The organism is Bradyrhizobium sp. CCBAU 51753 (assembly GCF_015291565.1).
Lineage (GTDB): Bacteria > Pseudomonadota > Alphaproteobacteria > Rhizobiales > Xanthobacteraceae > Bradyrhizobium > Bradyrhizobium ivorense.
The window spans coordinates 4,970,617-4,995,163 of sequence record NZ_CP030037.1; the positions used below are offsets into that span (position 1 = coordinate 4,970,617).

Below are 24,547 nucleotides of genomic sequence, written 5' to 3' on the forward strand. Positions count from 1 at the left end.
CCACCCCCACACGGCTTTGCTGCTCGGTTTTTCCGTCTGTTTTTTCATGCACTTACGGGGAAGCTCGCAAGTTCCCGAACGACGCGATTGAGGGCCGAATAGTGAATGGCGAACAGCGAACGGAAAAGCCCTCTTCGCTACCCCATTCGCTGCTCTCACGGCCCGAATACCGCCGCGTGCATGATGCGGCCCGGCATGAAGGTGAAGAGGCCGGCGATGACCAGCGCGCCGAAGAAGATGCCGATCATCGTGAACTTGTGCCGGCGGACATTATGCGTTCGCGCGGCTGCGACGCCGAGCACCAGCATCGCCAGCGAGAAGATCGACAGCAAATGGATCGGGCTCCACGGACCGACCAGCTTGATCTGGTGGATCCAGAACGAGCTGCCGGCCACCACCAGCATCAGGACTACCCAGATCCAGCCCAGCGTCCGGTGCGGCAGCGTCCCTTTGGGCGCGGCGAGCTGAATGGAGCCGAGCACAAAGGCGGCCATCGCGGCAAAGGCGTGGAGCGGGATCGCAGGCGCAGCGTCGAGCAACGGTGCGAGGCTCATGATGACAGCCCTCAGGCGCTTCGCGGCAACCACAGCGCATTGCCGGCGCCGATGTAAATATCATTTACATTTGGCTGTGTCAAAGTCTGGCGGAACCTTAGCCGGCCACCGGAAAATGGCTACACTATATCAGCAAGTTATGGAGTTATCCCACTTGTCCACATGAGCAAGCTCCCAGCGCGCATCAGGACACCCCTCCATGAAACGAATCTTCACGGAATGAGCGCCCTGATCGCGCTATCTGGAAATCCTGCCGCTGGTCAGAACGGGATGTCGTCGTCCATGTCGCTGTTGCGGCTGCCGGCGGCGACCGGGCGACGCGGCGCGGAGGAGACCGGACCGGCCGAGCCGAAATCGCTGCCGCCATCGTCGGAGAAGCTGCTGCCGCCTCCGCCGCGCCCATCCAGCATCGTGAGGTTGGAGTTGAAGCCCTGCAGCACGACCTCGGTCGAGTATTTCTCGACGCCGCTCTGGTCGGTCCATTTGCGGGTCTGCAGCTGGCCCTCGATGTACACCTTGGCGCCCTTCTTCAGGTACTGCTCGGCGACCTTGCAAAGGCCTTCGTTGAAGATCACGACGCGGTGCCACTCGGTCTTTTCCTTGCGCTCGCCGGTGCCCTTGTCGCGCCAGGTTTCCGAGGTGGCGATGGAGAGGTTCGCGATCGGACGACCGTCCTGCGTCCGCCGGATCTCCGGATCCTTGCCGAGATTGCCGACCAGAATCACCTTGTTCACGCTTCCCGCCATCGCTTCTTCTCCACTCAACCGGGCAGCCGGACATCGGCCGCCACTCTCAACCTTCGCCACTTACTGCAGGCGTCGCGAACGACCCTATACGCCGACACCGGCGCGCCGCCTTCGCCGTCACACGGTTATCAAGCCGTTATCCACCACATATAGCATCGCCGCCGGCATCGTTCCAGCTTTGTTCTGCAACCAGCCGTAGCAACGGAACTGCGGCCAATTCTGTCCCCGATCTGCGCTTCACCGCCCGAGGCCTTCTGAAAAATCCAAACAAAACAATAGCTTGGTTATTATGCACTTCTTGCGCGAGTGTGGCTTTTGGGAGACGGCTTTGGCGGTTGAATCAGGCTATAGCTGTGATCCATGACGCGGGCGCTCGCGTCTGAGATCGCGCTTCGGGACCACAGGAAGCCGATCACGAGCTGGGAGATTTGACGATGAAGAAATTTTTGCTCGGTACCGTCGCTCTGATTGCGTTCGCTGCGCCTGCCGCCGCCGCCGACCTCGCTGCCCGGCCCTACACCAAGGCGCCGCCGCCCGTCATCGCTCCGATCTACGACTGGACTGGCTTCTACATCGGCGTGAACGGCGGCTGGGGCTCGAGCCACAACTGCTGGGATCAAATCGTCGGCGGCGTGAATATCGGATCGGATGGTTGCCACGACGCGACCGGCGGCACCGCCGGTGGTCAGATTGGCTATCGCTGGCAGTCCGGCACCTGGGTGTTCGGCCTTGAAGCCCAGGGCAACTGGGCCGACTTCAAGGGCAGCAATAACGCAGCACTGTTCGCGCCCGGCGCCTTCACCAACCAGACCAAGATCGACGCCTTCGGCCTGTTCACCGGCCAGATCGGCTACGCCGTCAACAACGTGCTGCTCTACGTCAAGGGCGGTGCTGCTCTGACCGACAACCGCTATCGCACCTTCGCCAACGTGCCTGCCCCGGTCGTCGCGGGCCAGACCGACGAAACCCGTTGGGGTGGAGCCGTCGGCGCCGGCATCGAAGTCGGCTTCGCGCCGAACTGGACCGCCGGTGTCGAGTACAACCACTTCTTCATGGAAGACCACACCTACACTCTGAGGACTCCGGCTGGCGGCCTGCTGTTCAGCAACACCCGCATCAGTCAGGACGTCGACGTCGTCACCGTCCGCGTCAACTACAAGTGGGGCGGCCCGGTCATCGCCAAGTACTAAGTCAGGTACTGATCGCGCGATCGGATTTCAGACCATCGAAAAGGCCGGCCTTGTGCCGGCCTTTTTGTTTGCCCGCCGGCCAATGTCGCTTGCCGGCTTCGCGCCGACCTTTTGCTGTTCAGACGAAAAGCTGTGATCCGGCGCCGCCAAAACACCTTAGGTTGTGTGTTTCCGCCGCATTGTTGTTTTCCGGGCACACACATTCTGTGTCCGGCTGTGTAGAAGGATGACAACGTCAGGCAATCCTGCGTGATGTCCTTCACGGGGCATGAAGGGTCGACGATAGCGTCGACAAGACAATCGGGACTGGGAATTTGGAAATGAGGAATCTGTTGCTGGCTTCGGCCGGTTTGCTTGTACTGAGCGCATTTGCACCGGCCAGCGCCGCGGACATGGCGGCCCGTGCCCCCTACGTGAAGGCTCCGCCCCCTGCCGCCATCTACAACTGGACGGGCTTCTACATCGGCGGCTTCGGTGGCTACGCCAGCGAAAACTCCGGCAACCCGAAGATGGAAGGCGGCTTCGGCGGCGGCACCATCGGCTACAACTGGCAGGCCGGCAACTTCGTGTACGGCCTCGAGGCCGACGGCGCCTGGGCTGACGTCAATGCGTCGGTCAGCGGCTTCGGCGTCACCGTGAAGAGCAAGATCGAAGCGCTCGGCACCGTGCGCGGCCGCGTCGGCTTCGCCGTCGACCAGGTGCTGTTCTACGGCACCGGCGGCTACGCCTGGGTCGACAACAAGCTCAGCGTCACCGCGCTCGGCGTGACGGCTTCGCAGAGCAACTTCCACTCCGGCTGGACCGTCGGCGCGGGCATCGAGGCGTTCATCGCGCCGCAGTGGTCGATCAAGGGCGAGTACCTGTACCGCAGCCTGGACAGCGAGACCTATTTCGGCGTGCCCTCCGGAACGCTCGAACTGCACAGCGTCCAGTTCGGCGTGAACTATCACTTCGGCGGCCCGGTGGTCGCGAGATACTGAGCACTGAGCAACTCCTGATCGCACGATCGGGACCCGAAGGCCGGCCCTGGTGGCCGGCCTTTTTGCTTTGCCCGGAACCCCCGCTGCTGACGCCTGCTGCCATCAGGCGAACTATCCGTTGATGGAATCAACTCGGCACTGGAAATCTGCCGCCGTTCTTCCTACGTTCCAGTCCTCACACCACCATCGGCGCAGGGTCCCGGCATCACCGGTGGCGCGCGCCCAAAAGGCGCAACGTTCAGGCGCCCGGAACTGTCGCAATGGATGAAGTGCTCAAGGCGAAGCGCCAACAGACCGCGGGCTCCTCGTCGCGCGCCATCACGATCCGTGGCGCGCGCGAACACAATCTGAAGAACATCGACGTCGAGATTCCCCGCGACAGACTGGTCGTGTTCACCGGCCTGTCCGGCTCCGGCAAATCCTCGCTGGCGTTTGACACCATCTATGCCGAGGGCCAGCGCCGCTACGTCGAGTCGCTGTCGGCCTATGCGCGCCAGTTTCTCGAGATGATGCAGAAGCCCGACGTCGACCAGATCGACGGCCTGTCGCCGGCGATCTCGATCGAGCAGAAAACCACGTCGAAGAACCCGCGCTCCACCGTCGGCACCGTCACCGAAATCTACGACTACATGCGCCTGTTGTGGGCCCGCGTCGGCGTGCCCTATTCGCCGGCCACCGGGCTGCCGATCGAGAGCCAGATCGTCTCGCAGATGGTCGACCGCGTGCTGGCGCTGCCCGAGGGCACCCGCCTCTATCTGCTGGCGCCGGTCGTGCGCGGCCGCAAGGGCGAGTACAAGAAGGAGCTCGCCGAGTACCTCAAGAAGGGCTTTCAGCGCGTCAAGATCGACGGCACGTTCTACGAGCTCGCGGAAGCGCCCGCGCTCGACAAGAAATTCCCGCACGACATCGACGTCGTGGTCGACCGCATCGTGGTGCGCCCGGATCTCGCGCAGCGCCTCGCCGAGAGCTTTGAGACCGCGCTGAAGCTCACCGAAGGCCTCGCCGTAATCGAGTATGCCGACGCGCCGGCGGCGGCGGCTGCGGCGGACGACAAGAAGAAGACGGCAAAAATCCACGACAAGAGCGGACCCGAGCGCATCCTGTTCTCGGAAAAATTCGCCTGCCCGGTCTCCGGCTTCACCATTCCCGAGATCGAACCGCGCCTGTTCTCCTTCAACAATCCCTATGGCGCCTGCCCGGCCTGCGGCGGCCTCGGGGTCGAGCAGCATATCGACGAGGATCTCGTCATCCCCGACAAGGAGCTGACCCTGGGCAAGGGCGCGATCGCGCCGTGGGCGAAATCGTCCTCGCCCTATTACATCCAGACCCTGACCGCGCTCGGCAAGCACTACAAGTTCACGCTGAACACAAAGTGGAAGGACCTGCCGAAGAAGGTGCAGCAAGCGCTGCTGCACGGCTCCGGCGACGACGAGATCAAGTTCTCCTATGAGGACGGGGTGCGCTCCTACGACACCAAGAAGCCGTTCGAGGGCGTCATCACCAACATCAACCGCCGCTATCGCGAGACCGAGAGCGAGTGGGCGCGCGAAGAGCTCGGCAAGTATTTTTCCGACGTGCCCTGCGCCGGCTGCAACGGCTACCGCCTGAAGCCGGAGGCGCTGTGCGTCAAGATCGGCGGCAAGCATATCGGCGAGATCGCCGACCTCTCGGTGCGGCGCGCCGGCGAATGGTTCGAGACGGTGCCGGCGGCGCTCAATGCGCAGCAGAACGAGATCGCCGCGCGGATCCTCAAGGAGATCCGCGAGCGGTTGACCTTCCTGCTCGACGTCGGCCTGAACTACCTGACGCTGTCGCGCTCCTCCGGCACGCTGTCCGGCGGCGAGAGCCAGCGCATCCGCCTCGCCTCGCAGATCGGCTCGGGGCTGACCGGCGTGCTCTACGTGCTGGACGAGCCGTCGATCGGCCTGCACCAGCGCGACAATGCCCGCCTGCTCGACACCCTGAAGCGGCTGCGCGACCTCGGCAATACCGTGGTCGTGGTCGAGCATGACGAGGACGCCATCCGCCTCGCGGACTACGTGCTCGACATCGGTCCCGGGGCCGGCATGCATGGCGGCCACATCGTCGCCGAAGGCACGCCCGCCGACATCATGCGCAATCCGAAGTCGCTGACCGGAAAGTATCTCACCGGCGAGCTGTCGGTTGCGATCCCGGAGCGGCGGCCGCCGAACCACCGCCGCACCATCAAGGTGATCAACGCCCGCGGCAACAATCTCAAGAACGTCTCGGCCGAGATCCCGCTCGGCCTGTTCACCTGCGTGACCGGCGTCTCCGGCGGCGGCAAGTCGACCTTGCTGATCGACACGCTGTACCGCGCGATCGCGCGCAAGTTGAACAACGCCAGCGAGGGCGCCGCGCCGCACGACCGCATCGAGGGCCTCGAGCACATCGACAAAATCATCGACATCGACCAGTCGCCGATCGGCCGCACCCCGCGCTCCAACCCCGCGACCTATACCGGCGCCTTCACGCCGATCCGCGAATGGTTCGCCGGCCTCCCCGAGGCGAAGGCGCGCGGCTACGAGCCCGGGCGCTTCTCCTTCAACGTCAAGGGCGGCCGCTGCGAGGCCTGCCAGGGCGACGGCGTCATCAAGATCGAGATGCACTTTTTGCCCGACGTCTACGTCACCTGCGACACCTGCAAGGGCAAGCGCTACAACCGCGAGACCCTCGAAGTGCTGTTCAAGGGCAAGAGCATCGCCGACGTGCTCGACATGACCGTCGAGGAAGCCGCCGAGTTCTTCAAGGCAGTGCCGCGCGTCCGCGAAACCTTCCAGACCCTGCACCGTGTCGGGTTGGACTACATCCACGTCGGCCAGCAGGCGACGACACTCTCGGGCGGCGAAGCCCAGCGCGTCAAGCTGGCAAAGGAGCTGTCAAAGCGCGCCACCGGCCGCACGCTCTACATCCTGGACGAGCCGACCACCGGCCTGCACTTCCACGACGTCGCAAAACTGCTGGAGGTGCTGCACGAGCTGGTCGCCCAGGGCAACACGGTTGTCGTGATCGAGCACAATCTCGAAGTCATCAAGACCGCCGACTGGGTGATCGACCTCGGCCCCGAAGGCGGCGACGGCGGCGGCGAAATCGTCGCCTGGGGCCCGCCGGAAGACATCGTCAAGGCGCCGAGGAGCTACACCGGCAAGTTTCTGGCGCCGGTGCTGAAGAAGGCCAACAGCAAGCCGCGGAAGAGCTCGGCGAGCGAGGCGGCGGAGTGAGGTTACCAACCATACCTTGCACTTGATTTTTCTGAGTGGACCCGGGGAGTCCGAAACATGTTTATTCGACTTGGAAGCCTCTTCGTAAATTCTCAATATGTTGCCGAAATTCGCCTACGGTCGAATCAGGCCAACGAGCCCAATGCGACACTGGTAATGCATGACGGCTCGCAACGTGAAGGCTTCGTGCTCCAAAGCGAAATCGAATCCCTTACGGAAACAATTGTGCCTGCTCCCGCCGGCTTTGAAGCAAACCGTGAGTACGAGTTGGACTTTGACGATGATGGTCCAGTGACGCTCGACTGGAGACCTGTCGTCGCGTTTGCCGTACACTCAGGTGGTGCCGGGCTCGATCCGATTACTGCCGACGATGGTCGCCTCGAGAAATATGCGCTCCGCTCGCCCGACGGAAAGGTCCGGACTTCGTCGGATGAGTTTTTCGACTCATCGGACGAATACCGAGCCTTCCTGCAAAAGATGAAGGGAAAGGCCGCCTAGGCGGCGCCAGATACCGTTCCATTCTTAACCAACAAAATTGCCCGGATGAGCGAAGCGATATCCGGGGCCATCGGGGCATGCGCAACGACTGCTCCCGCATCTCGCTCCGCTCATGCGGGCAACAACTCCGGGCTCCCCTCGCCGCTACACCGCCCAATAGTTCGGGTGCGTGTACGCGCGCGAGCGGTCGCCCCAGTCGAATTCGTCGCCGTCGAATTCGCAGGGGCCGGTCTGCAGCTCTTCCAGCGTTGCCTCGGCCTCGTAGGCCAGACGCTCGGGATCGTATCTGAGTGCGCTCCACTTGATTGGATAGTGATGGTGGGTGCTCAGCATCCCGCCGGACTTGATCACGGCATAGGCGACCGTTCCGGTCAACTTGTCGAGCATCAGCCGTTCGATCGATCCGAGTTTCGTGCCGTTGCGGCCGTAGACGTTGACGTGCTCAACGCGGTCACTGGGCACCAAGGTATGACTCATGGCGTCCTCCCAGTTTCAGTGGGTTTGACCGGCACTATAGCACGAATGGGCAGGCGCAGGGGCGGACCGGCGAGGCGCAATCGCCGCACCTGCCGCAAACTCGGCGGCGTAGCCCGGATGAGCAAAGCGACATCCGGGAACATTTCGTCCCGCATGTCGCTTTGCTCATGCGGGCCCCTACTCCGTCCGCCTGAGAAACGCCCCGAACGCGCGCGGGCCGTCGCCGACCTTGATCTCGCCGACCACCTTCAGCTCGACGGCATCGATGACGCTCAGCGTGTTGCTCTCCCAGTTCGCGACCACGATGCGCTTGCCGTCGGCGGTGGCCTCGATGCCTTCGGGGTAGTCGCCGACGCTGATCCGCCTCACGGGCTGCAGGGTCGCAAGGTCGAACACGCTGACGGTGCCGTCATACTGGTCGGTGACGAAGCCGCGGCCCTGCGCCAGCGCCACGGCGTAGGGGCGCAGGCCGGCATGGACGCGGCCGATCTCGCGGGCGGTTGCGATGTCGATCACCGAGACGTCGTTGCTGCCGACATTGGCGGTGTAGGCGCGCTTGCCCTCGGCGTCGATGGTGACGCCGAACGGGCGGGTGCCGACCTTCACGACCCCTCTCCGCTCGCGCGTGCCGGTGTCGATGATCGAGACGCTGTCGTCGTCGCGGTCCGCCGACAGCAGCAGGCGGCCGTCCGGCGTCACGGCGAGCCCGGACGGCGATGCGCCGACCGCGATGCTGGCGGCGACCTTCCGCTCATGCGCGTCGATCACCCGCACCGCGGCGGCATACCAGTCGGCGACATAGACCGTGGCGCCGTCGGGCGCGACCGCGATGCCGAGCGGCCCGCCGCCGACATCGACGCGGCCGACGACTTTTCGCGCCGATGCGTCGACCACGGTCACGGCCTTGGCATCGGGGCTCGTCACATAGGCGAAGCGGCCGTCCGCTGAGACCGCGACGCCCGCCGGCTTGCCGCCGATCGCGATCGTCGCGACGCTCTTCGAGGTCGCGAGATCGACCACGGTGAGATCGTCGCTGAGCTGGTTGGTGACGAACGCCTCTTCCGCCTGCGCGGCGCCGAGGCTGGCAAGTAGCGCCGCCAGAACAATCGCCCGCACGCTCAGCTGCCGCTCTCGATCTTCTTCTTCAGCGCCTCGAGCCCGCTGCGATAGAGGCCGCTCACCGCCTTCACCGCGGCTTCGTCGCTCAGCTCCGGCGGCGGATCGTTGTTCGGGAAACCGCGATAGAACGCGCCGGCCCATTCCAGCTTGGCCTTGCCGTCTGGCGCCGGCGACACGGTGAGCGTCGAGGAATAGTTGGTCACCGGCAGCACTTTCACGTCGACCGCCGTGATCCGATACGAGTAGCTCATCATCTCGGGCTCGTATTTGTAGAGCTCCTCATCGACGGTGGCGCCCGGCGCCAGGGTCAGCCGCCGCGTGGCGCCGATCTCGTTGCCCTTCTCGCCTTCGGTCTTGCTGACGCCGGCGAGCCAGCTCATGTCCTGAAAATTGCCGATCACCGCCCACACCTTGGCCTGCGGCGCGTTGATCTCGATCGACTCCCGCACCTTCTGGCGGGTCGGCCCGTGCGCCCACGCGGCTCCCAATACGGCCAATGCCGCCATCACGACGCAAGCATTCGCGATCGCTCTCCTCATCCCGTCTCCTCAATGTGTGTTTGGCCAGCGCCGCAAGCGCCGGCCGATTTTTTTGATCCCGGCATTGTGGCCTGGATGGAGAGCGGCTGCTTGCACCAGAGCGAAGTCGCGGCGGCCGTCTTCCCCCCGAGACAAGCCCGCAACGGGCTCACTCCTCGATTGTCGCCTCGATGAATCCGCGCGGGTCGGCGCAGAATTCGCGCATCACCCGGTAATGATCGGTCTGCTCCACGCTGATCGGCTCGAGCCCGTATTTCGCCAGCCGCAGCAGGGTTGCGCCGGGATAGGCCATCAGCATCGGCGCGTGGGTTGCCATGATGACCTGGCAATGGCCGGATTGATCCATCCGACGCAGCAGTTTCAGGAACTCGATCTGGCGCGCCGGCGACAGCGCCGATTCCGGTTCGTCGAAGATGTAGATGCCCTGCTTCTGGCAGCGTTCCTCGAAGAAGGCGATGAAGCCCTCGCCGTGCGAGAACGACAGATAGTCGGGCGCGAATTGCGGCGCCGCGCCGGTCACCGCGCCGAGATCCTCCTGGGCCGCGATCGCCGAGCGGTCGAGATATCGCGCGACCGAGAAGAACGTCTCGGCGCGGAAGAACCAGCCATAGGGGACCTTAGGCAACCAGGCCGCGCGCAACGCCGATGACAGGTCGGCGCCGGTCACCTCCAACCCCTGTTCGACCGAGTTGTGTCCCTTGCCGCCTCCGCCGCTGTCGAAGCCGGCGATCGCGGCGATGCCTTCAAGTATCGTCGATTTGCCGGCCCCGTTCTCGCCGACAATGATGGTGACCGCGGTCTCGAAGCCGAGATCGAACCCGTCGCTGAAGATCGGCAGGCAGAACGGATAGGCGTCCTGGTCCGGGATGGCGGCACGATCGAGCCAGACCCGTCTGAGATACGGCGCCGACAGCGTGGTCGGACGGATGCGTCGTCGTGCCATGCTAGCCCGCAGCCCCCGTCAGCGCGCCCTCGACAAACCCCTCGGGGTCATCGCAGAACTCGCGCATGACCTTGAAGTGATCGATGTCCTTCAGGCTCACCGGCTCCAGCCCGTACTTGGTCAGCCGCAGCAGCGTTGCGCCGGGATAGGCCATCAGCACCGGTGAATGCGTGGCCATGATCACCTGGCAGTGGCCGATCGCGTTCATCCGGTGCAGCAGTTTTAGGAACTCGATCTGCCGCGACGGTGACAGCGCCGACTCCGGCTCGTCGAAGATGAAGATACCCTGGCGCTGGCAGCGCTCGTCAAAGAAGCGCAAAAAGCCTTCGCCGTGGGAATGCGACAGGAAGTCGGGCGGAGGTCCGCCAAAGGGATCATCGAGCGCCGCTTCATCGAGGTAGCGCGCCACCGAGAAAAAACTCTCGGCGCGGAAGAACCAGCCATTGGTGATCTTCGGCAGCCAGCTCGCGCGGAGTGCGTCCGCAAGCGCGCCGCCCATTTCCTCCAGCGCCCTGGAATGGTCGACCGGCCGATAGCCCTTGCCGCCGCCGGCGTCGTCGAAGCCCGCCAGCACGGCGATGCCTTCCAGCAAGGTCGACTTGCCGGTGCCGTTCTCGCCGACGATGATGGTGATGGCCTTGTCGAAGGTGAGCTCGAAATCGTCGCGCAGCAGCGGCAGCACGAACGGATAGACGTCGCGGTTCGCAATGCGCGCGGGATCGAGCCAGACCCGCCGGAGATACGGCGCCGGCATGTTGATCGTCCGGTTTCGCCGTGCCACGCGCCCCACCCCGATCCGTCACGCAATTGCTGCGATACAATCGCAGATTGGGCAGAAGTCGTCAAGAACATAACAAGAACATCATACCGCAATCCGCATGCCCAGCCCTGCCTACAGTCTCTTCCGCAAAGCCATCCTCACCGAGCAGCAGGTGGTCTGCCTCTACGACGGCCGCCCGCGCGAGCTCTGCCCGCACATCATCGGCCACAACAAAAGCGGTGAAGAGGTCGTGCTGGCCTGGCAGTTCGCCGGCGAGAGTTCCGGCAAGCTGCCGCAATGGCGCTGCCTGCGGCTCGCCCTTGTCAGCGACGTCGGCCTGCGCAAGGGCCGCTGGCACGAGGGCGGCTCGCACCTGACGACGCAGACCTGCGTCAGCGCGATCGACCTCGATATCAACGTCCATGTGCGGAAGCGGCGGTAGCGCAGCGATCGCCGATTTGCCAGGCAGTCGACATTTCTGTTTTATCGCCTCACCGTTCGTATTTTCCGAATTTATTCTTGACAGGCACCCCAACTCACGGATTTAATGCGCGCCGTCTCACCCGATCGAGGGGCGCTGCGCATCGTCATAGTGTTGCGGTGAGATGCGGTGGACGGTTCGCATGTCAGTGACGACAGCATGCGAGGCGGACGGTGAAGTCGTGCAGGCCTGACGCCCTAGTGGCAGGTGTCCCTCGCAAGACGTGTAGCGTCTTGTCGAGCGCGGTGACAAAAAAGCCCAGTCTCGCCGGGGAGAGCACGTATAAGCCGTAACCCATCGCGCAGGGAAAGCCGGGTTGTTTCCGGTTACACCTGTGGTCCTACCCCGGTGCTTTTTTGTTGCACCGGGCCCATGGGTGCAATCGGCACCCGGCTTTCCCTGCGCCCTCTGCTTCGAAGGGCGTGAAGATTGGAGCAAACCTCGGACAACTGATGTCGCGAGAACGCGAAGCTGCGTCCCCACCCACACTGTCATCGCCCGGCCTGGGCGCAATTGCGCCCATGGACCGGGCGATCCAGTACGCCGCGGCCTCTCGGCTCAAGCACTACTGTCTCTGGAATACTGGATCACCCGCCTGCGCGGGTGATGACACCGAGTTAGCTGTTTGACAGTTGAATCACCATCACCGTCATCCTGAGGTGCGAGCCTCTTCGGCGAGCCTCGAAGGATGAATCGGCCCGGCTGGTCGCCGTGCGGAAAAAGCCGGGCCGTCGATCCTTCGAGGCTCGCAAGTGCTCGCACCTCCAGCGACAAAGGCGAAGCCTTTGCGCGGGGATGACGGAACACCTTCCCGCACGCCCCCCTACGGCCGCTCCGCCTCCTCCAGCACCTCAAGCACCAGTTCCATCGTCATCAGCACCGGGTTGTCGCCGCGCACCAGGTGGCCCTCGGCGATGCCGCCGAGATAGTCGACCAGTGCGACGTCGAGGCTGGCGCGCAGGCGGCGGTTGGCATCGGGCGCGATCTGGCCCGCGGTCACCGCAAGCTCGGTGGCGAACGGCACCACGCTGTGGCCGTCGCTGAACACGGCGCCGATGGTCGAGCCGACCCCGCCATGCAGCCGCGCCCGCAAAATGCCGTGCTGGCGGCAAAAGCCCTCCAGCGCGCCGGAAAAATCCTGGTTCGGCCGCAGCCGCAGCGCAAAGGCCGGGCTCGTCGTCCTCGCGCCGGTGGGCTCGATTGCGACCGGGCCGAACAGCTTGAAATTGGTCTCGCGGTCGGGCTCGGCGAGGAACGTCGCGCCGTCGATGCCGAACGCGCTGACCTCGAACGGTTCGGCGACGACGGTTTCCTCCGGCAGCATGTGGCCGCCGTTGAAGCAGCCGTCAGCCTCGGTCCACAGCCCATGGCAGTGGAAGAACGGCGCGCCGTCGCGTACGCCAAAGGTCAGCGCGGCAAGCTTGAGCCGGGTCACGCCGGCGGGACGAAAGGTCTCGCTGTAGAACGCGGCATTGGCGCCGTCCTTCGACAATGCCGGCATCACATAGGCGAACGGTCCGAGCGCTCCTCCCCGTGCGCTCAGCACGCCGCTGGAAAAACCTTCCGCCGCAAAGCCGCGGCGCACCACTTCGAGCAAGGGCATGCCGGCTTTGAGCGTGAATGAAAAGGCGCGGCCGCGCGCCGCGACCCACTGGATGCGCTCTGGGATCGGAGCGCCGGGCTGGGCGATGCTGCGCATCGCCTCAACCGCCCGTCGATTTGGCGATGACCTCGAGCAGCCCGCGCGCCGCGAGCTCGTCGCGGATCAGCCGCTTCGGCACCTTGCCGTAGCCGGATTTCGGCAGCGCCTCCCAGAAGAAGAACCGCTTCGGCATCTTGTAGCGCGGCACTTTTGGCGCGAGATACGCCGCAAGCTCCGCCTCGCCGACTGGATCCACGCCCTCGCGCGCGACGCAGACGGCGACGCCGACTTCGCCCCAGAACGGGTCGGGCACGCCGAGCACCGCGACCTCGCCGATGGCGGGATGGGTGAGGATCTTCTCCTCGATCTCGCGCGGATAGATGTTGGAGCCGCCGGAGATGTACATGTCGGAGGCGCGGCCGGTGATGTAGACAAAGCCCTCGGCGTCGATGTGGCCGAGATCGCCGGTGCGAAACCAGCCGTTGCGAAACGCCTTCGCGTTGGCCTCGGGGTTGTCGTAATAGCCGGCGAACACACCGGGGCCGATCACGCAGATCTCGCCGGTCTCGAACGGCTTCAACTCGCGCCCGTCGTCGCCCTGGATCTGGACCTGCATGCCGGTGCGCTCGAAGCCGCAGGTGCCGATCCGCGCATGCGGCCCGTCCTCGGGATCGTGCAGCGCAGGCGGCAGCACGGTGATGTTGCCGGTGACCTCGCCGAGCCCGAAATACTGCACCAGCACGCCGCCGAGCTTTGCCAGCGCCGCCTTCTGATCCTCGCGATACATCGGCGCGCCGGCATAGATGATGTAGCGCAGCGAGGAATGGTCGTGCTGGTCGGCGGCGGGATGCTCGACCATCATCTTCAGGATCGTCGGCACGGTGAACATGTTGCTGACGCGGTGTTTGGCAATCAGCCGGAACGCCTCGGCGATGTCGAATTTTTCCGACGGCAGCAAAATGGTCGGAACGCCGCGCGCGCTCTGCACCAGCTGATGCACGCCGGCGCCATGCGACAGCGGCGCCACCACCAGCGAGGCGTCGTCCTCGGTGGTGCCGGGCATCAGGTCGGCGAGATGGTTGGTGATGACGAAGGCCATCTGGCCGTGGGTCAGCACCGCGGCCTTGGAGCGGCCGGTGGTGCCGGAGGTGAAGAAGAACCAGCAGGGATCGTCGTACTCGACCGCCGCGTTCTCGACCTCGGCGCCGGCGTATTTGGCGATGACGTCACCGAGCGTGGCCTCGCCGAAGGTGCCCTCCTCGCCGATCCGCCAGGTGAATTCCAGCGCGGGATTGGCGGCGGCCTTGGCGTGCTCGGGAAAGTCGCCATGGCAGAGGAACGCCTTGGCGCCGGACGCCGTCGCCAGATAGGCGACCTCGTCGGGCATCAGGCGAAAATTGGTCGGCACCCAGACCGCGCCGAGCCGGAAGGCGGCGAACATCGACCAGAACATCTGGTCGCAGTTCTTGGAATGCACCAGGATGCGGTCGCCCTTGACGATGCCGCGCGCGGCAAGCGCCGCCGCCAGCGCCGAGACGTTCTGGTCGATATGGCGCCAGGACCAGGTCTTCTCGTTCCAGATGAAGCCGGGCCGGTCGCCGTGGCGGCGGGCGTTCTGGGTCAGGATATAGGCGAGGTTCATCACCCGACGCGATACCCGCGCGATCCCGCCGCGCGGCGCAGTGGCAGCCGCCCCGCTCATCGCCGCCCCGCCGCCACGCAAAACACAGGGGGAAAGCTCAGGACAATCATCGGCTATTTCCTCGGTCAAAACCGGGCGTCTTCAAGCGCCGCAAGGGGGAAGGTCGCACCCGGTTTATCGCCAAGGCGCAGTCCTCGGCAAGGGCCGCAAAAAGGCCGACGCGCGGCCTCGCGGCGGCCGCGCGAAGGCGGCTGGCGTCCCGCTCGCCTGCCCGTCTCGCCTGCAGGCGGGCTATTGCGGATGCCTGGCCAGTTCCTGCTCGCTCAGGTTCCAGTCCTGCCAGAGCTGCAACGCGCCGACGATGACAACCAGCGCGCCGAGCAGGACGTGCCAGGCCTGCAGCCCATGATCGGCGGAATAGCCGAGTATGAAGGGCGATGCGATCAGCCAGAGCCCAAGCAGAATGCTCGCCACCTCCTCCCAGCGATGCAGCGCGACATATTCCAGCTGGGCGAGGCCCAGCACCAGCATGCCGACCACAAAGCTGTTGAGCACCAGGTGGCTGTGTTCGGCATCGATGATGTCGCTCGCCTGCACCGGAAACCAGGGCGAGACCATGATCAGCACGCCGAGCGCCATGCCGACCCAGTCCTCCCAGGGACGATGTGTAGAGAAGAAACGATTGTCCGACATGACGAACCTCCTCCCGACAAGAGGCATACGTCGGCGGCCGGCACTCCGTTCCAGACCATCCGGCCGCAGCGGGGGCGTATGTCCGAGGTCAAGCCTAATCGAACCGCATCGGCCCGCAAGTCCCTGCGTGTGCGATGCGGGATCGCCTGTCGAGCGTCATCGTGTCGCGCCAAGGCGCGCCAGCGCCTCCTGCGCGGTCTTGAGGTCGGGGCGCAGTTCGAGCGCCTTGCTCAAATCGGCCGCCGCGCCCTTCTTGTCGCCCAGCCGCAGCTTGGCTTGGCCGCGGTTATTCCAGGAATAGGCGTCGTTCGGATCGTATTGCAGCGCCTTGTCGTAATCGGCGATGCCGCCTTTGTTGTCGCCCTTGAACAGGCGGATCATGCCGCGGTTGCGCCAACCGCGCGCATCGGTCGGCGCGATCCTCGCGGCCTCGCCATAGTCGGCGGCGGCGCGATCGAGCTGTTCGGTGTCGCGGTAGACATTGCCGCGGTTGATGTAGGCGAGCACGTTCGGCTCGAGCTTGATCTCGGTGGTGAAGTCGGCGATCGCATGCGCCGCGTCGCCCTTGCGATAGTAGACGAAGCCGCGATTGCCATAGGCGCCCGCCAGCTTCGGATTGTATTTGATCGCGAGGCTGAGATCGGCCAGCGCGCGGTCGAGATCGCCCTTGTTGAGCCAGGCATCGCCGCGGTTGTTGTAGGCCAGCGCAAAGCTCGGATCGATCCGGATCGCCTCGTCGTAGTCGGCGATCGCGCGATCGAGGTCGCGCTTGAAGGCGTAGACGCGGCCGCGATTGGTGTAGGCGCAGGCATAGGCGGGATCGAGCTTGATCGCCTCGTTGAGGTCGGCGAGCGCCGCGTCGAGCTCGCGCTTCTCGGTGAGCCCGTAGCCGCGGTTGCAATAGGCCGCGGCCAGCCGCTTGCCGGTCTCGGTCCTGCCCTCGATCACGGTGTTGCAGGCCGCGACGCGGTCGCCTGGGGTCGCCGAGAGGCTGACGCAGGCCTGCCAGCTCGGGTCGTCAGCGGCGGAGGTCGCCGGGGCGTGTGCGAGCGTGAAAGCGGTGCCGAGCAATGCGGCGGTCAGGCAGGCCAGAAGGCGCATATCGTCAATCCACAAATGCCAATTTGCCCGTTGGTCGCGGCTTTGCGCGGACGGGTTCACGCGCTTAGATCAGACGCAGTGAATCAAGTAAGGATTTTGCGATGGCTGCCGTCCGCGACAACAAGGCCGAAATCCGCTTCGAACTCGACGCCGGGGGCGGCCTCGCCTTTGCCAACTACCGGCGGACGCCGTCGGCCGTGATCATCACCCATACCGAGACACCGCGCGCCCTGCGCGGCCGCGGCATCGCCTCCGAGCTGGTCAAGGGGGCGCTGGAGCTGATCCGCACCGACGGCCACAAGGTGGTCGCCGGCTGCGGGTTCGTGGTGGACTATCTGCGCAAGCATCCGGAATACGCAGACATTGCCGGGTAGAACCCTGCCCGTCAGACGATCTTGATCGACATGTCCGGCAGGCCCTCGAGCTTGCACAGCAGCACGTCGCCCTTGACGACCGGGCCGACATTTTCCGGCGTGCCGGAATAGATGATGTCGCCGGCCCTCAGCTCGAACGCCTCCGACAGCTTCGCGATCTGCTCGGCGACGCTCCAGATCATGTTCTTCAGATCGGAGTTCTGCCGCACCGTGCCGTTGACCGCGAGCGAGATCGCCCCGGCGGTGAAGTGGCCGGTCTTATCAGCCGGGTGGATCGGCCCGAGCACGGCGGCGTGGTCAAAACTCTTGCCGATCTCCCACGGCTTCTTCTCCGCGGCCATGCCGTTCTGCAGATCGCGCCGTGTCATGTCGAGGCCGAGCGCGTAGCCATAGACGTGATCGAGCGCCTTCTCGGCGGGAATGTTGGTGCCGCCGGATTTCAGCGCCGCCACCAGCTCGACCTCGTGGTGATAGTTCTTGGTCAGCGATGGATAGGGATGATCGGCGACGGTGCCGACCGCGACGTTCTGGATCGCGTCGGTCGGCTTCTGGAAGAAGAACGGCGGCTCGCGGGTCGGATCGGAGCCGCGCTCGATCGCATGCGCCGCGTAGTTGCGGCCGATGCAGTAGATGCGGCGGACCTGGAAGACCTCGGCCTCGCCCACGATCGGGATGGTCACAGCCGGGACGGCAAAGATCGGCTTCGGCGCGGCCTGCGCCTTAGCTGGCGCGGATTGCGCAGCGGCACCGGCCAGCGCCAGGGCGCCGGTCGTCAGCATCGTCCGGCGGTCGAGATCAGTCATGGGCGTTCTCCTTGTTGTTGTTGTCGGTTGCTCTACAAAAAAAGGCCCGCGATGTCGCGGGCCTCGTTGATGACTGCGGCGATGCCGTCAGTGCTTGATATCAGCCGGCAGCTTGCCGCCATTGGCGGCGAGCTTGGCCATCACCTGCTTGTGCAGCCAGATGTTCATGCTGGCGGAATCGCTGGTGTCGCCGGTGTAGCCGAGCTCATGGGCGAGCTCCTTGCGCGCCGACAGGCTGGAGTCGATGTCGAGCGCCTTCATCAGGTCGACGATCGAGGTGCGCCATTCCAGCTTCTCGCCCTTGGCGGCGACCGCCTTGTCGAGGATGGGCGCGACGTCGACGGTCGCGGCAGGCGCCGCACCGCCGGCGGCCGGAGCCGATGCGCTGCCAGAGGAGCCACCGGCGGGAGCTGCGCTGGTGGCCGTTCCGCCAGCGGGCGCGGCCTGCGCGCTGCTGCCGAAGATCGCGCCCATGATTTTTCCGAATATGCTCATCGTTGGCTCCCAAAAGAGTTGAGATGGTGTGAGGGCCAGACGGCGCTGGGACGCCTGGCCGCGGTCGCAGTTCAACTGTACCGCCCCCTCCATAGCTTGCCAATGCGACATTCACTTAAGCGTGAGTGCTTTTGGCGACGTTTGGGAGTAGCCTCACGCGACAGTTCGCGGCATGGCCAGTTCCCTGCTTTGTCTTTCGCGTCTGGCCGGTTCGTGATCGTTTCGAGAAGCGGCGCGCTTGTGCCCGCGTGCGGGCGCAAGACGCGGCTGCCAGTGGGAGACAACGACCATGGCCAGTTCAATTCAAGGCAATGTCACATCGGTGACGCAGAGCGAAGGCGCTGCGTCTGCACCCATCATCCGGACCATCGGCCTGTCCGATTTGCACCAAGCGCTGCGTCTCGGCTGGGAAGACTTCAAGGCGATACCGACCCATGCCATCATCCTGTGCCTGATCTATCCCGTGCTCGGCCTCGTGCTTGCGCGCACGGTGCACGGCTATTCCGTGCTGCCCCTGCTGTTTCCGTTGGCCGCGGGCTTCGCCCTGCTCGGCCCGTTTGCCGCAATCGGACTCTACGAGATGAGCCGCCGCCGCGAGAACGGCGAGGAAGCATCCGCGTGGACCGCCATGGAGGTATTCCGCTCGCCGTCGTTCGGCGCGATGCTCGGGGTCGGCACGCTGTTGTTCGCCCTGTTCGTGACCTGGATCGCCACGGCGCAGGCGGTCTACACCGCAGTGTTCGGCTACGAGACCGCGGCCAACATGCCCGATTTCGCCGAGCGCGTGCTGACCACCCAGCAGGGCTGGTGGCTGATCATGGTCGGCTGCAGCATCGGCTTCCTGTTTGCGCTGGTCGCGCTGTGCATCAGCGTCGTCGCATTCCCGATGATGCTCGACCGCCAGGCAACCGCCGGCGAGGCCATGGTGACTTCGATGCGCGTCGTCGCACAGAACCCGGTGCCGATGCTGGCCTGGGGCCTGATCGTCGCGGTGCTGCTGGTGGCGGGCACGATCCCGTTCTTCCTCGGGCTTGCCGTCGTGATCCCGCTGCTCGGTCACGCCACCTGGCATCTCTATCGCGCGGTCATCGTCAAGGATCCCAATGCGCGGCCGGTGATCCCGGAATCGCGCGCGCGCAAGCCGGCCGCCGATTTCCCGGCCAACCTGTTCCCGTGGCGGCGGAGCGACCGCGGCTAGGTGCTGGCCGCATCCGTCGCGAGCAATGCCGATTCATCCCCCAAACCGCCGGCCGGGCCTCGGCCGGCGGTTTTCGGTCGCATGCGGCCGGCGCCGGCCGTCAACGGGATGTGAACCTGGCGTGTGATTTGCTCCGACACAGGAGATCGACAGGTCGAAGACGGAGCCTTGTTTTGGCCGCTGTTGCCGCGAACATACCCGCTGGGTTCCGCGACCAATGTCGATGACATCGCAGACTCCGGAGTGAACCGCCCTATGACCTCTCGTGTTTCCCTTGGTACCCTCGCTGTCGGCGCATGGCTCCTGACCTCGACGGCATCGGCGCTCGCGGCGCCTTGCGGGACGGGCAGCTTCGAAGCGTGGCTCGACGACTTCAAGAAGGAGGCGGTGGCCAAGGGCATCTCGCAGAACGCGATCCAGGCCGGGCTCGCCGGCGTGACCCAGGACAAGGCGATCGTGGCGCGCGACCACTCGCAGCAGGTGTTCAACCAGACCTTCGAGCAATTCTCCGGCCGCATGGTGCCGCCCCGCCTCACCCGCGGCTCCGACATGTTGAAGCGCTACGGTTCGGTGCTGTCGCGGATCGAGGAGGCCTACGGCGTGCCGGGCGAGATCATCGTCGCGATCTGGGGGCTGGAGACCGACTTCGGCGTCAACACCGGCAAGTTCTCCACCATGCGCTCGCTGGCGACGCTGGCCTATGATTGCCGCCGCTCCGACATGTTCAAGGCCGAGATGCTGGATGCGCTGCGCATCATCGAACGCGGCGATCTCTCGCCGCAGGAGATGCGCGGCGCCTGGGCCGGCGAGATCGGCCAGACCCAGTTCATGCCGTCGTCCTACATCAAGTTCGCGGTCGACTTCGACAACAACGGCAAGCGCGACCTGCTGCACAACGTGCCCGACGTCCTGGCATCGACGGCGAACTTCCTGAAGAGCTATGGCTGGAAGAAGGGCAAGGACTGGGAGCCCGGCAGCGAGAATTTCGCGGTGATCAAGCAGTGGAATAAGAGCGAGGTCTACGCCAAGACCATCGGCTACTTCGCCACCCAACTCGCCCGCGCGCCGTAGCGCGCCGTCGATCGAACCGAACAAAATCAAAGGGCCGATCGCCCCAGGCGACCGGCCCTTATCGCCTTGAGCAAAGGCTTACTTCGCCATGCTGGCGCGCGCAGCCTTGGTCAGGTGCATGCCGCAGGCGCCCATCTTGCCATTGAGCATCGCGTCCTGAGCCAGCGACATTTCCTTCTCGGCGGCGAATTTGACGTCGGTGTCGGCCATGGCTTCGATAGCGGATTCGGTCTTGCCGAGGTTGTCACCACTGCATCCGACGCCCCTCTTGGCGGCGTGGGCGGGAACAGCGAACGCAACGGCAGCCATTGCGGCTGCGCCGATCAATGTTTTGATCATGGGAATTATCCATCTTTTTTCTTAGACAGAAACCAGCGTGATTGCGGAATCTGCGAAATGATTATTCGCCTGTTCCCGACAGCGTTCAGAATGAAATCCGCGCGATGCAAATGTGATGAGCGCTGCACGCGTAGCGCGCATGCGTTGCATCGTGTTTTGATTACAAGCCGGTAAGGAAGTGCACTGCGATCGCGTCTGCTGCAGCGCCACTTCAATCGAACCGCTGAATGGTTCGCAGTTGCGATATTCAGCAATGCATCCTGCGCGATCATGCGCGGTCGATTGCGGACTTGCCCGTCCAGACCGACGAAAATACCTGCATCGTCAATGCGGCGGATTGCCGCTGATGCTCTTCGCCCGCAATCCTCGACATTAAATGAACTCAAGATCATTTTTATGTCTTCAGGCTGCATGCGAATCGCGCATGGAACCCGATCGAAACCGGGTCGGGCTCGGGACAACCGCCGCTTGATTTACCGGTCCTGAATTACCACCTCTTGGGCGATGGGGTGGAGACGAAATATCCGAACAAGGTACTGATGAAGCAGAGTTTCTTTCGGTTGGCATCGGATAGGAGGAACTCTATTCCCTGCACCTCCTCCGCTGGACCGAAACATTTAATCAAAACTTAGCGTCGCCATGCATTTTGGGCTTAGCTGCATCGCAACATCGGAACTACTGCAGTGCAAAATCTGATCTATATTCATTTCAACGATTTGGCCTCGGAAGGGCTGAATCTGAATTACTAGGAGACTACTATGCTGCTCTCGCTCATCCGCATGATCCAGGCTTTCCGGGATTATCAGCGCAATGTCAGCGAACTGTCCCAGCTCAGCGATCGCGAGCTGGCCGATATCGGCCTCGATCGCTCGGACATTCCGCGCGTTGCTGCCGGTACCTACAACGGCTAATCGCCGGCAAGCCATTTGCAAGCCATCTGGAAGCCATTTGAATGACGGATAACGCCCGCTCCCGCAGCGGGCGTTGTCGTTTGTGGCGCGGTTTCAGATGCATGCGGGACCGAAACGCGCTAACGCTGCGCGATGACACCGCATCACTCCTCTTCCCAACCCGTGCACATCGTGGGCGCGGGGCTCGCCGGCTCGGAAGCCGCCTGGCAGGTCGCCAATTCCGGCGTCCGCGTCGTCCTGCATGAAATGCGTCCGCAGCGGATGACCGAGGCGCACCGCACCGACGGCTGCGCCGAGCTGGTCTGCTCGAACTCGTTCCGCTCCGATGACGCCGCCAACAATGCGGTCGGGCTGCTGCACGCCGAGATGCGGCGGCTGGGCTCGCTGATCATGCGGTCGGCCGACGCCAACCAGGTGCCCGCCGGCGGCGCGCTGGCGGTCGATCGCGACGGCTTCTCGGCGGCCGTGACAAAAGCTCTGCACGAGCATCCGAACATCGAGCTCAGCCGCGAGGAAGTCGCCGGCCTGCCGCCGGCCGACTGGAGCAACGTGATCGTCGCGACCGGTCCCCTCACCTCGGCGCCGCTTGCCGATGCGATCCGGCAGCTGACTGACGAGAGCGCGCTGGCGTTCTTCGATGCGATCGCGCCGATCGTGCACAGGGATTCCATCGACATGTCGGTGGCCTGGTTCCAGTCGCGCTACGACAAGGTCGGGCCCGGCGGCACCGGCGCCGACTACATCAACTGCCCGATGACGAAGGAGCAGTACGACGCCTTCGTTGCGGCGCTGCGCGAGGGCGAGAAGGTCGACTTCAAGGAGTGGGAGACCAACACGCCCTATTTCGACGGCTGTCTGCCGGTCGAGGTGATGGCCGAGCGCGGGCACGAGACGCTGCGCCACGGGCCGATGAAGCCGGTCGGGCTCACCAACCCGCACAATCCGACGGTGAAGCCGTATGCGATCGTCCAGCTGCGGCAGGACAACAAGCTCGGCACGCTCTACAACATCGTCGGCTTCCAGACCAAGCTGAAGCATGGCGCGCAGCAGCGCGTGTTCCGCACCATTCCCGGCCTCGAGCAGGCCGAGTTCGCCCGCCTCGGCGGCCTGCATCGCAACACCTTCCTCAACTCGCCAAAACTGCTCGACGCCCAGTTGCGCCTGCGCGCCCAGCCGCGGCTGCGTTTTGCAGGACAGATGACCGGCTGCGAGGGCTATGTGGAGTCGGCGAGCGTCGGCCTCATCGCCGGCCTCTGCGCCGCCGCCGACGCGCGTGGCGCCTCGCTGACGCCACCGCCGGCCACCACCGCGCTCGGCGCACTGCTCGGCCACATCACCGGCGGGCATATCGAGACGATCGAGCAAGGTCCGCGCTCGTTCCAGCCGATGAACATCAATTTCGGCCTGTTCCCGCCGCTCGCCAGTCCGCCGACGAAGAAGCCGGACGGCTCGCGGCTGCGCGGCAACGAGAAGACGGTCGCCAAGAAGCAGGCGATCAGCGCCCGCGCGCTTGCCGATCTCGATCACTGGATCGCAGAGCACCTGCGCGTAGCGGCGGCGGCCTGATCATCATGAGCCTGCCGAAAGACGACGCGGCCACCCTGTCGGCGCGATGGAGCCAGGGCGTGCTGCTCAAGCGCGACGTGTTCTCGACCGTCGAGCGCGGCCGCTTCCGCAGCGCTGACGGCGAGGTCGAGGGCGTGCTGCGCCGGCTCGACCAGGTGCCGTTCTGGTCGTTCGGCCTTGCGCTGCATCTGTTCTGGCGCGAGCGCCGCGCGCTGGCGCTGGCGCGCGATCTCGACGTCGGCCCAAAACTGCTGTGGGCCGGCCGGCGCGCGCTGGTGCGCGGCTTCATCGACGGCGTGGCGCTGCATCTGGCCAAGCCGCACGGTGACCTCGCCTACTTCCGCTCGGCCAAGGCCGCGCTGCGCAAGCTGCATCGCGCCGGCATCTGCCACAACGACCTCGCCAAGGAACAAAACTGGCTGGTCGGCCGCGACGGCCGCGCCTATCTCACCGACTTCCAGCTCGCCGCCTGCTTCAAGACCCGCAGCCGGCTGTTCCGTATTGCAGCCTATGAGGATCTGCGCCATCTGCTGAAGCACAAGCGCAGCTACGCGCCGGAGGCGCTGACGCCGAAAGAGCGCAAGGTGCTGGCGCGAAAGTCGCCGTTCGCCAGCATCTGGCTGAAGACCGGCAAGAAGGTCTATCAGGCGATCACCCGCGGCATCTTCAATTTCACCGACCGCGAAGGCGGCGGCCGGCGGCTGGTCAACGACGCGCCGGTTCTGGTCGACCTGATCCGCCGCAATCCCGAGGTGCGCGACACCGCGATCGTGGCGTTTGCCGACCGCCGTGTCGGCGTCGGCCTCTATGCCTTCGTCGAGGCGGATCAGTCCGCGCTGGAGAAGACGCTGCGCAGTGAGCTCGCCGCGGCGAAGGGCGTCAAGCCGCCCGAACATATCCAGGTCGTGCACGCGCTGCCGCGCGACGCCGCCGGCAAGCCGCGCACCGAAATCCTGCAGCTCGTCGCGATGAACCAGGTCGATCTGATCGAGCCGATGATGCGCAGCGATGCCGACCGTGAATTCCTCAAGGACATTCTCGAGCAACGCAAGAACCTGCGCGACCGCTTCAACTTCGAAGTGGCCGAGATGGACCAAGCGTCAGCCAAGAGAGAGGCGTCGTAGAGAGGCCTCGTAGGCCTCGACAAACGCGGCGCGAAGCCCCACTCTTGCAGTGGCAGCGCGCG

General features: G+C 64.7%; 26 protein-coding genes. 11 read left to right on the forward strand and 15 right to left on the reverse strand.

All coding sequences use genetic code 11. The features are described 5' to 3' along the window. Positions 1-155: 155 nt before the first annotated feature. On the reverse strand, positions 156-554 hold the full coding sequence (locus XH93_RS22475; RefSeq protein WP_194469185.1) for a DUF2306 domain-containing protein: 399 nt from the start codon (positions 552-554) through the stop codon (positions 156-158). Positions 555-814: 260 nt separating this feature from the next. Beyond that, positions 815-1,300, reverse strand: a complete 486-nt coding sequence (locus tag XH93_RS22480; RefSeq protein WP_139483382.1) for a single-stranded DNA-binding protein — start codon at positions 1,298-1,300, stop codon at positions 815-817. A 434-nt stretch (positions 1,301-1,734) separates the two neighbouring features. Here XH93_RS22480 and XH93_RS22485 point away from each other — a divergent pair, with 434 nt between their 5' ends. From XH93_RS22485 to XH93_RS22500, 4 genes are all read left to right on the forward strand, one after another. Then, entirely contained in the window at positions 1,735-2,490 is a 756-nt protein-coding gene (locus tag XH93_RS22485; RefSeq protein ID WP_139483381.1) for an outer membrane protein, read from the forward strand. A gap of 320 nt (positions 2,491-2,810) precedes the next feature. Further along, the gene (locus tag XH93_RS22490) at positions 2,811-3,470 is read left to right on the forward strand and encodes an outer membrane protein (protein WP_194469186.1); all 660 of its coding nucleotides are present in this window, start codon (positions 2,811-2,813) and stop codon (positions 3,468-3,470) included. A 260-nt stretch (positions 3,471-3,730) separates the two neighbouring features. Beyond that, the gene (uvrA, locus tag XH93_RS22495; protein ID WP_194469187.1) at positions 3,731-6,709 is read left to right on the forward strand and encodes an excinuclease ABC subunit UvrA; all 2,979 of its coding nucleotides are present in this window, start codon (positions 3,731-3,733) and stop codon (positions 6,707-6,709) included. A gap of 57 nt (positions 6,710-6,766) precedes the next feature. Continuing rightward, complete coding sequence (locus tag XH93_RS22500) at positions 6,767-7,207, forward strand: hypothetical protein (RefSeq protein WP_194469188.1); 441 nt, start codon at positions 6,767-6,769, stop codon at positions 7,205-7,207. A 144-nt stretch (positions 7,208-7,351) separates the two neighbouring features. Here the strand turns inward: XH93_RS22500 and XH93_RS22505 are convergent, their stop codons facing one another. The 5 genes from XH93_RS22505 to XH93_RS22525 form a co-directional block, all read right to left on the reverse strand. Next, entirely contained in the window at positions 7,352-7,684 is a 333-nt protein-coding gene (locus tag XH93_RS22505) for a PRC-barrel domain-containing protein (RefSeq protein WP_194469189.1), read from the reverse strand. A gap of 177 nt (positions 7,685-7,861) precedes the next feature. After that, positions 7,862-8,800, reverse strand: a complete 939-nt coding sequence (locus XH93_RS22510) for a cytochrome D1 domain-containing protein (RefSeq protein ID WP_194469190.1) — start codon at positions 8,798-8,800, stop codon at positions 7,862-7,864. Positions 8,801-8,802: 2 nt separating this feature from the next. Further along, the gene (locus XH93_RS22515; RefSeq protein WP_194469191.1) at positions 8,803-9,342 is read right to left on the reverse strand and encodes an SRPBCC family protein; all 540 of its coding nucleotides are present in this window, start codon (positions 9,340-9,342) and stop codon (positions 8,803-8,805) included. A gap of 148 nt (positions 9,343-9,490) precedes the next feature. After that, positions 9,491-10,285, reverse strand: coding sequence for an AAA family ATPase (locus tag XH93_RS22520; protein ID WP_139862303.1), 795 nt, complete (start codon positions 10,283-10,285; stop codon positions 9,491-9,493). A gap of 1 nt (position 10,286) precedes the next feature. After that, complete coding sequence (locus XH93_RS22525; RefSeq protein WP_371814772.1) at positions 10,287-11,039, reverse strand: AAA family ATPase; 753 nt, start codon at positions 11,037-11,039, stop codon at positions 10,287-10,289. Positions 11,040-11,163: 124 nt separating this feature from the next. Here XH93_RS22525 and XH93_RS22530 point away from each other — a divergent pair, with 124 nt between their 5' ends. Next, on the forward strand, positions 11,164-11,487 hold the full coding sequence (locus XH93_RS22530; RefSeq protein WP_194469193.1) for a hypothetical protein: 324 nt from the start codon (positions 11,164-11,166) through the stop codon (positions 11,485-11,487). A gap of 862 nt (positions 11,488-12,349) precedes the next feature. Here the strand turns inward: XH93_RS22530 and XH93_RS22535 are convergent. The 4 genes from XH93_RS22535 to XH93_RS22550 all read right to left on the reverse strand — a co-directional run bounded on the left by XH93_RS22535 (position 12,350) and on the right by XH93_RS22550 (position 16,604). Then, positions 12,350-13,225, reverse strand: a complete 876-nt coding sequence (locus XH93_RS22535; RefSeq protein ID WP_194469194.1) for a PCC domain-containing protein — start codon at positions 13,223-13,225, stop codon at positions 12,350-12,352. Between the two features lie 4 nt (positions 13,226-13,229). Further along, a complete protein-coding gene (locus XH93_RS22540; protein ID WP_194469195.1) occupies positions 13,230-14,870 on the reverse strand; it encodes an acyl-CoA synthetase in 1,641 nt (546 codons plus the stop codon). A 231-nt stretch (positions 14,871-15,101) separates the two neighbouring features. Further along, positions 15,102-15,503, reverse strand: a complete 402-nt coding sequence (locus tag XH93_RS22545; protein ID WP_139483369.1) for an SPW repeat protein — start codon at positions 15,501-15,503, stop codon at positions 15,102-15,104. Between the two features lie 156 nt (positions 15,504-15,659). Next, the gene (locus XH93_RS22550; protein WP_194469196.1) at positions 15,660-16,604 is read right to left on the reverse strand and encodes a tetratricopeptide repeat protein; all 945 of its coding nucleotides are present in this window, start codon (positions 16,602-16,604) and stop codon (positions 15,660-15,662) included. 101 nt (positions 16,605-16,705) lie between these two features. Between XH93_RS22550 and XH93_RS22555 the strand changes: the two genes are divergently transcribed. Beyond that, entirely contained in the window at positions 16,706-16,978 is a 273-nt protein-coding gene (locus XH93_RS22555) for a GNAT family N-acetyltransferase (RefSeq protein WP_194469197.1), read from the forward strand. Positions 16,979-16,989: 11 nt separating this feature from the next. On the opposite strand, the gene XH93_RS22560 is transcribed toward XH93_RS22555, so the two are convergent. Beyond that, positions 16,990-17,781, reverse strand: a complete 792-nt coding sequence (locus XH93_RS22560; protein ID WP_194469198.1) for a fumarylacetoacetate hydrolase family protein — start codon at positions 17,779-17,781, stop codon at positions 16,990-16,992. A gap of 87 nt (positions 17,782-17,868) precedes the next feature. Further along, positions 17,869-18,276: a DUF3597 domain-containing protein gene (locus tag XH93_RS22565; protein WP_194469199.1), complete on the reverse strand. Its 408-nt coding sequence runs from the start codon at positions 18,274-18,276 to the stop codon at positions 17,869-17,871. A gap of 289 nt (positions 18,277-18,565) precedes the next feature. On the opposite strand from XH93_RS22565, the gene XH93_RS22570 reads away from it, so the two are divergent. Both XH93_RS22570 and XH93_RS22575 read left to right on the forward strand, forming a co-directional pair. Further along, positions 18,566-19,474, forward strand: a complete 909-nt coding sequence (locus XH93_RS22570; RefSeq protein ID WP_194469200.1) for a DUF2189 domain-containing protein — start codon at positions 18,566-18,568, stop codon at positions 19,472-19,474. A 255-nt stretch (positions 19,475-19,729) separates the two neighbouring features. Beyond that, entirely contained in the window at positions 19,730-20,545 is an 816-nt protein-coding gene (locus tag XH93_RS22575; protein WP_139862297.1) for a lytic transglycosylase domain-containing protein, read from the forward strand. A gap of 78 nt (positions 20,546-20,623) precedes the next feature. Here XH93_RS22575 and XH93_RS22580 read toward each other — a convergent pair whose 3' ends face one another. Further along, positions 20,624-20,872 (reverse strand): hypothetical protein, encoded by a 249-nt coding sequence (locus XH93_RS22580; RefSeq protein WP_371814773.1) that lies wholly within the window; start codon positions 20,870-20,872, stop codon positions 20,624-20,626. Between the two features lie 17 nt (positions 20,873-20,889). Continuing rightward, positions 20,890-21,297, reverse strand: coding sequence for a hypothetical protein (locus XH93_RS22585; RefSeq protein ID WP_194469201.1), 408 nt, complete (start codon positions 21,295-21,297; stop codon positions 20,890-20,892). A 345-nt stretch (positions 21,298-21,642) separates the two neighbouring features. Between XH93_RS22585 and XH93_RS22590 the strand changes: the two genes are divergently transcribed. The 3 genes from XH93_RS22590 to XH93_RS22600 all read left to right on the forward strand — a co-directional run bounded on the left by XH93_RS22590 (position 21,643) and on the right by XH93_RS22600 (position 24,485). Next, on the forward strand, positions 21,643-21,795 hold the full coding sequence (locus XH93_RS22590) for a DUF1127 domain-containing protein (RefSeq protein ID WP_016846063.1): 153 nt from the start codon (positions 21,643-21,645) through the stop codon (positions 21,793-21,795). Between the two features lie 132 nt (positions 21,796-21,927). After that, positions 21,928-23,361: a methylenetetrahydrofolate--tRNA-(uracil(54)-C(5))-methyltransferase (FADH(2)-oxidizing) TrmFO gene (gene trmFO / locus XH93_RS22595; RefSeq protein ID WP_194469202.1), complete on the forward strand. Its 1,434-nt coding sequence runs from the start codon at positions 21,928-21,930 to the stop codon at positions 23,359-23,361. A 5-nt stretch (positions 23,362-23,366) separates the two neighbouring features. After that, positions 23,367-24,485 carry a serine/threonine protein kinase gene (locus XH93_RS22600; protein WP_194469203.1) on the forward strand — a complete coding sequence of 373 codons (1,119 nt, stop codon included), beginning with the start codon at positions 23,367-23,369 and terminating at the stop codon, positions 24,483-24,485. Positions 24,486-24,547 lie beyond the last annotated feature (62 nt).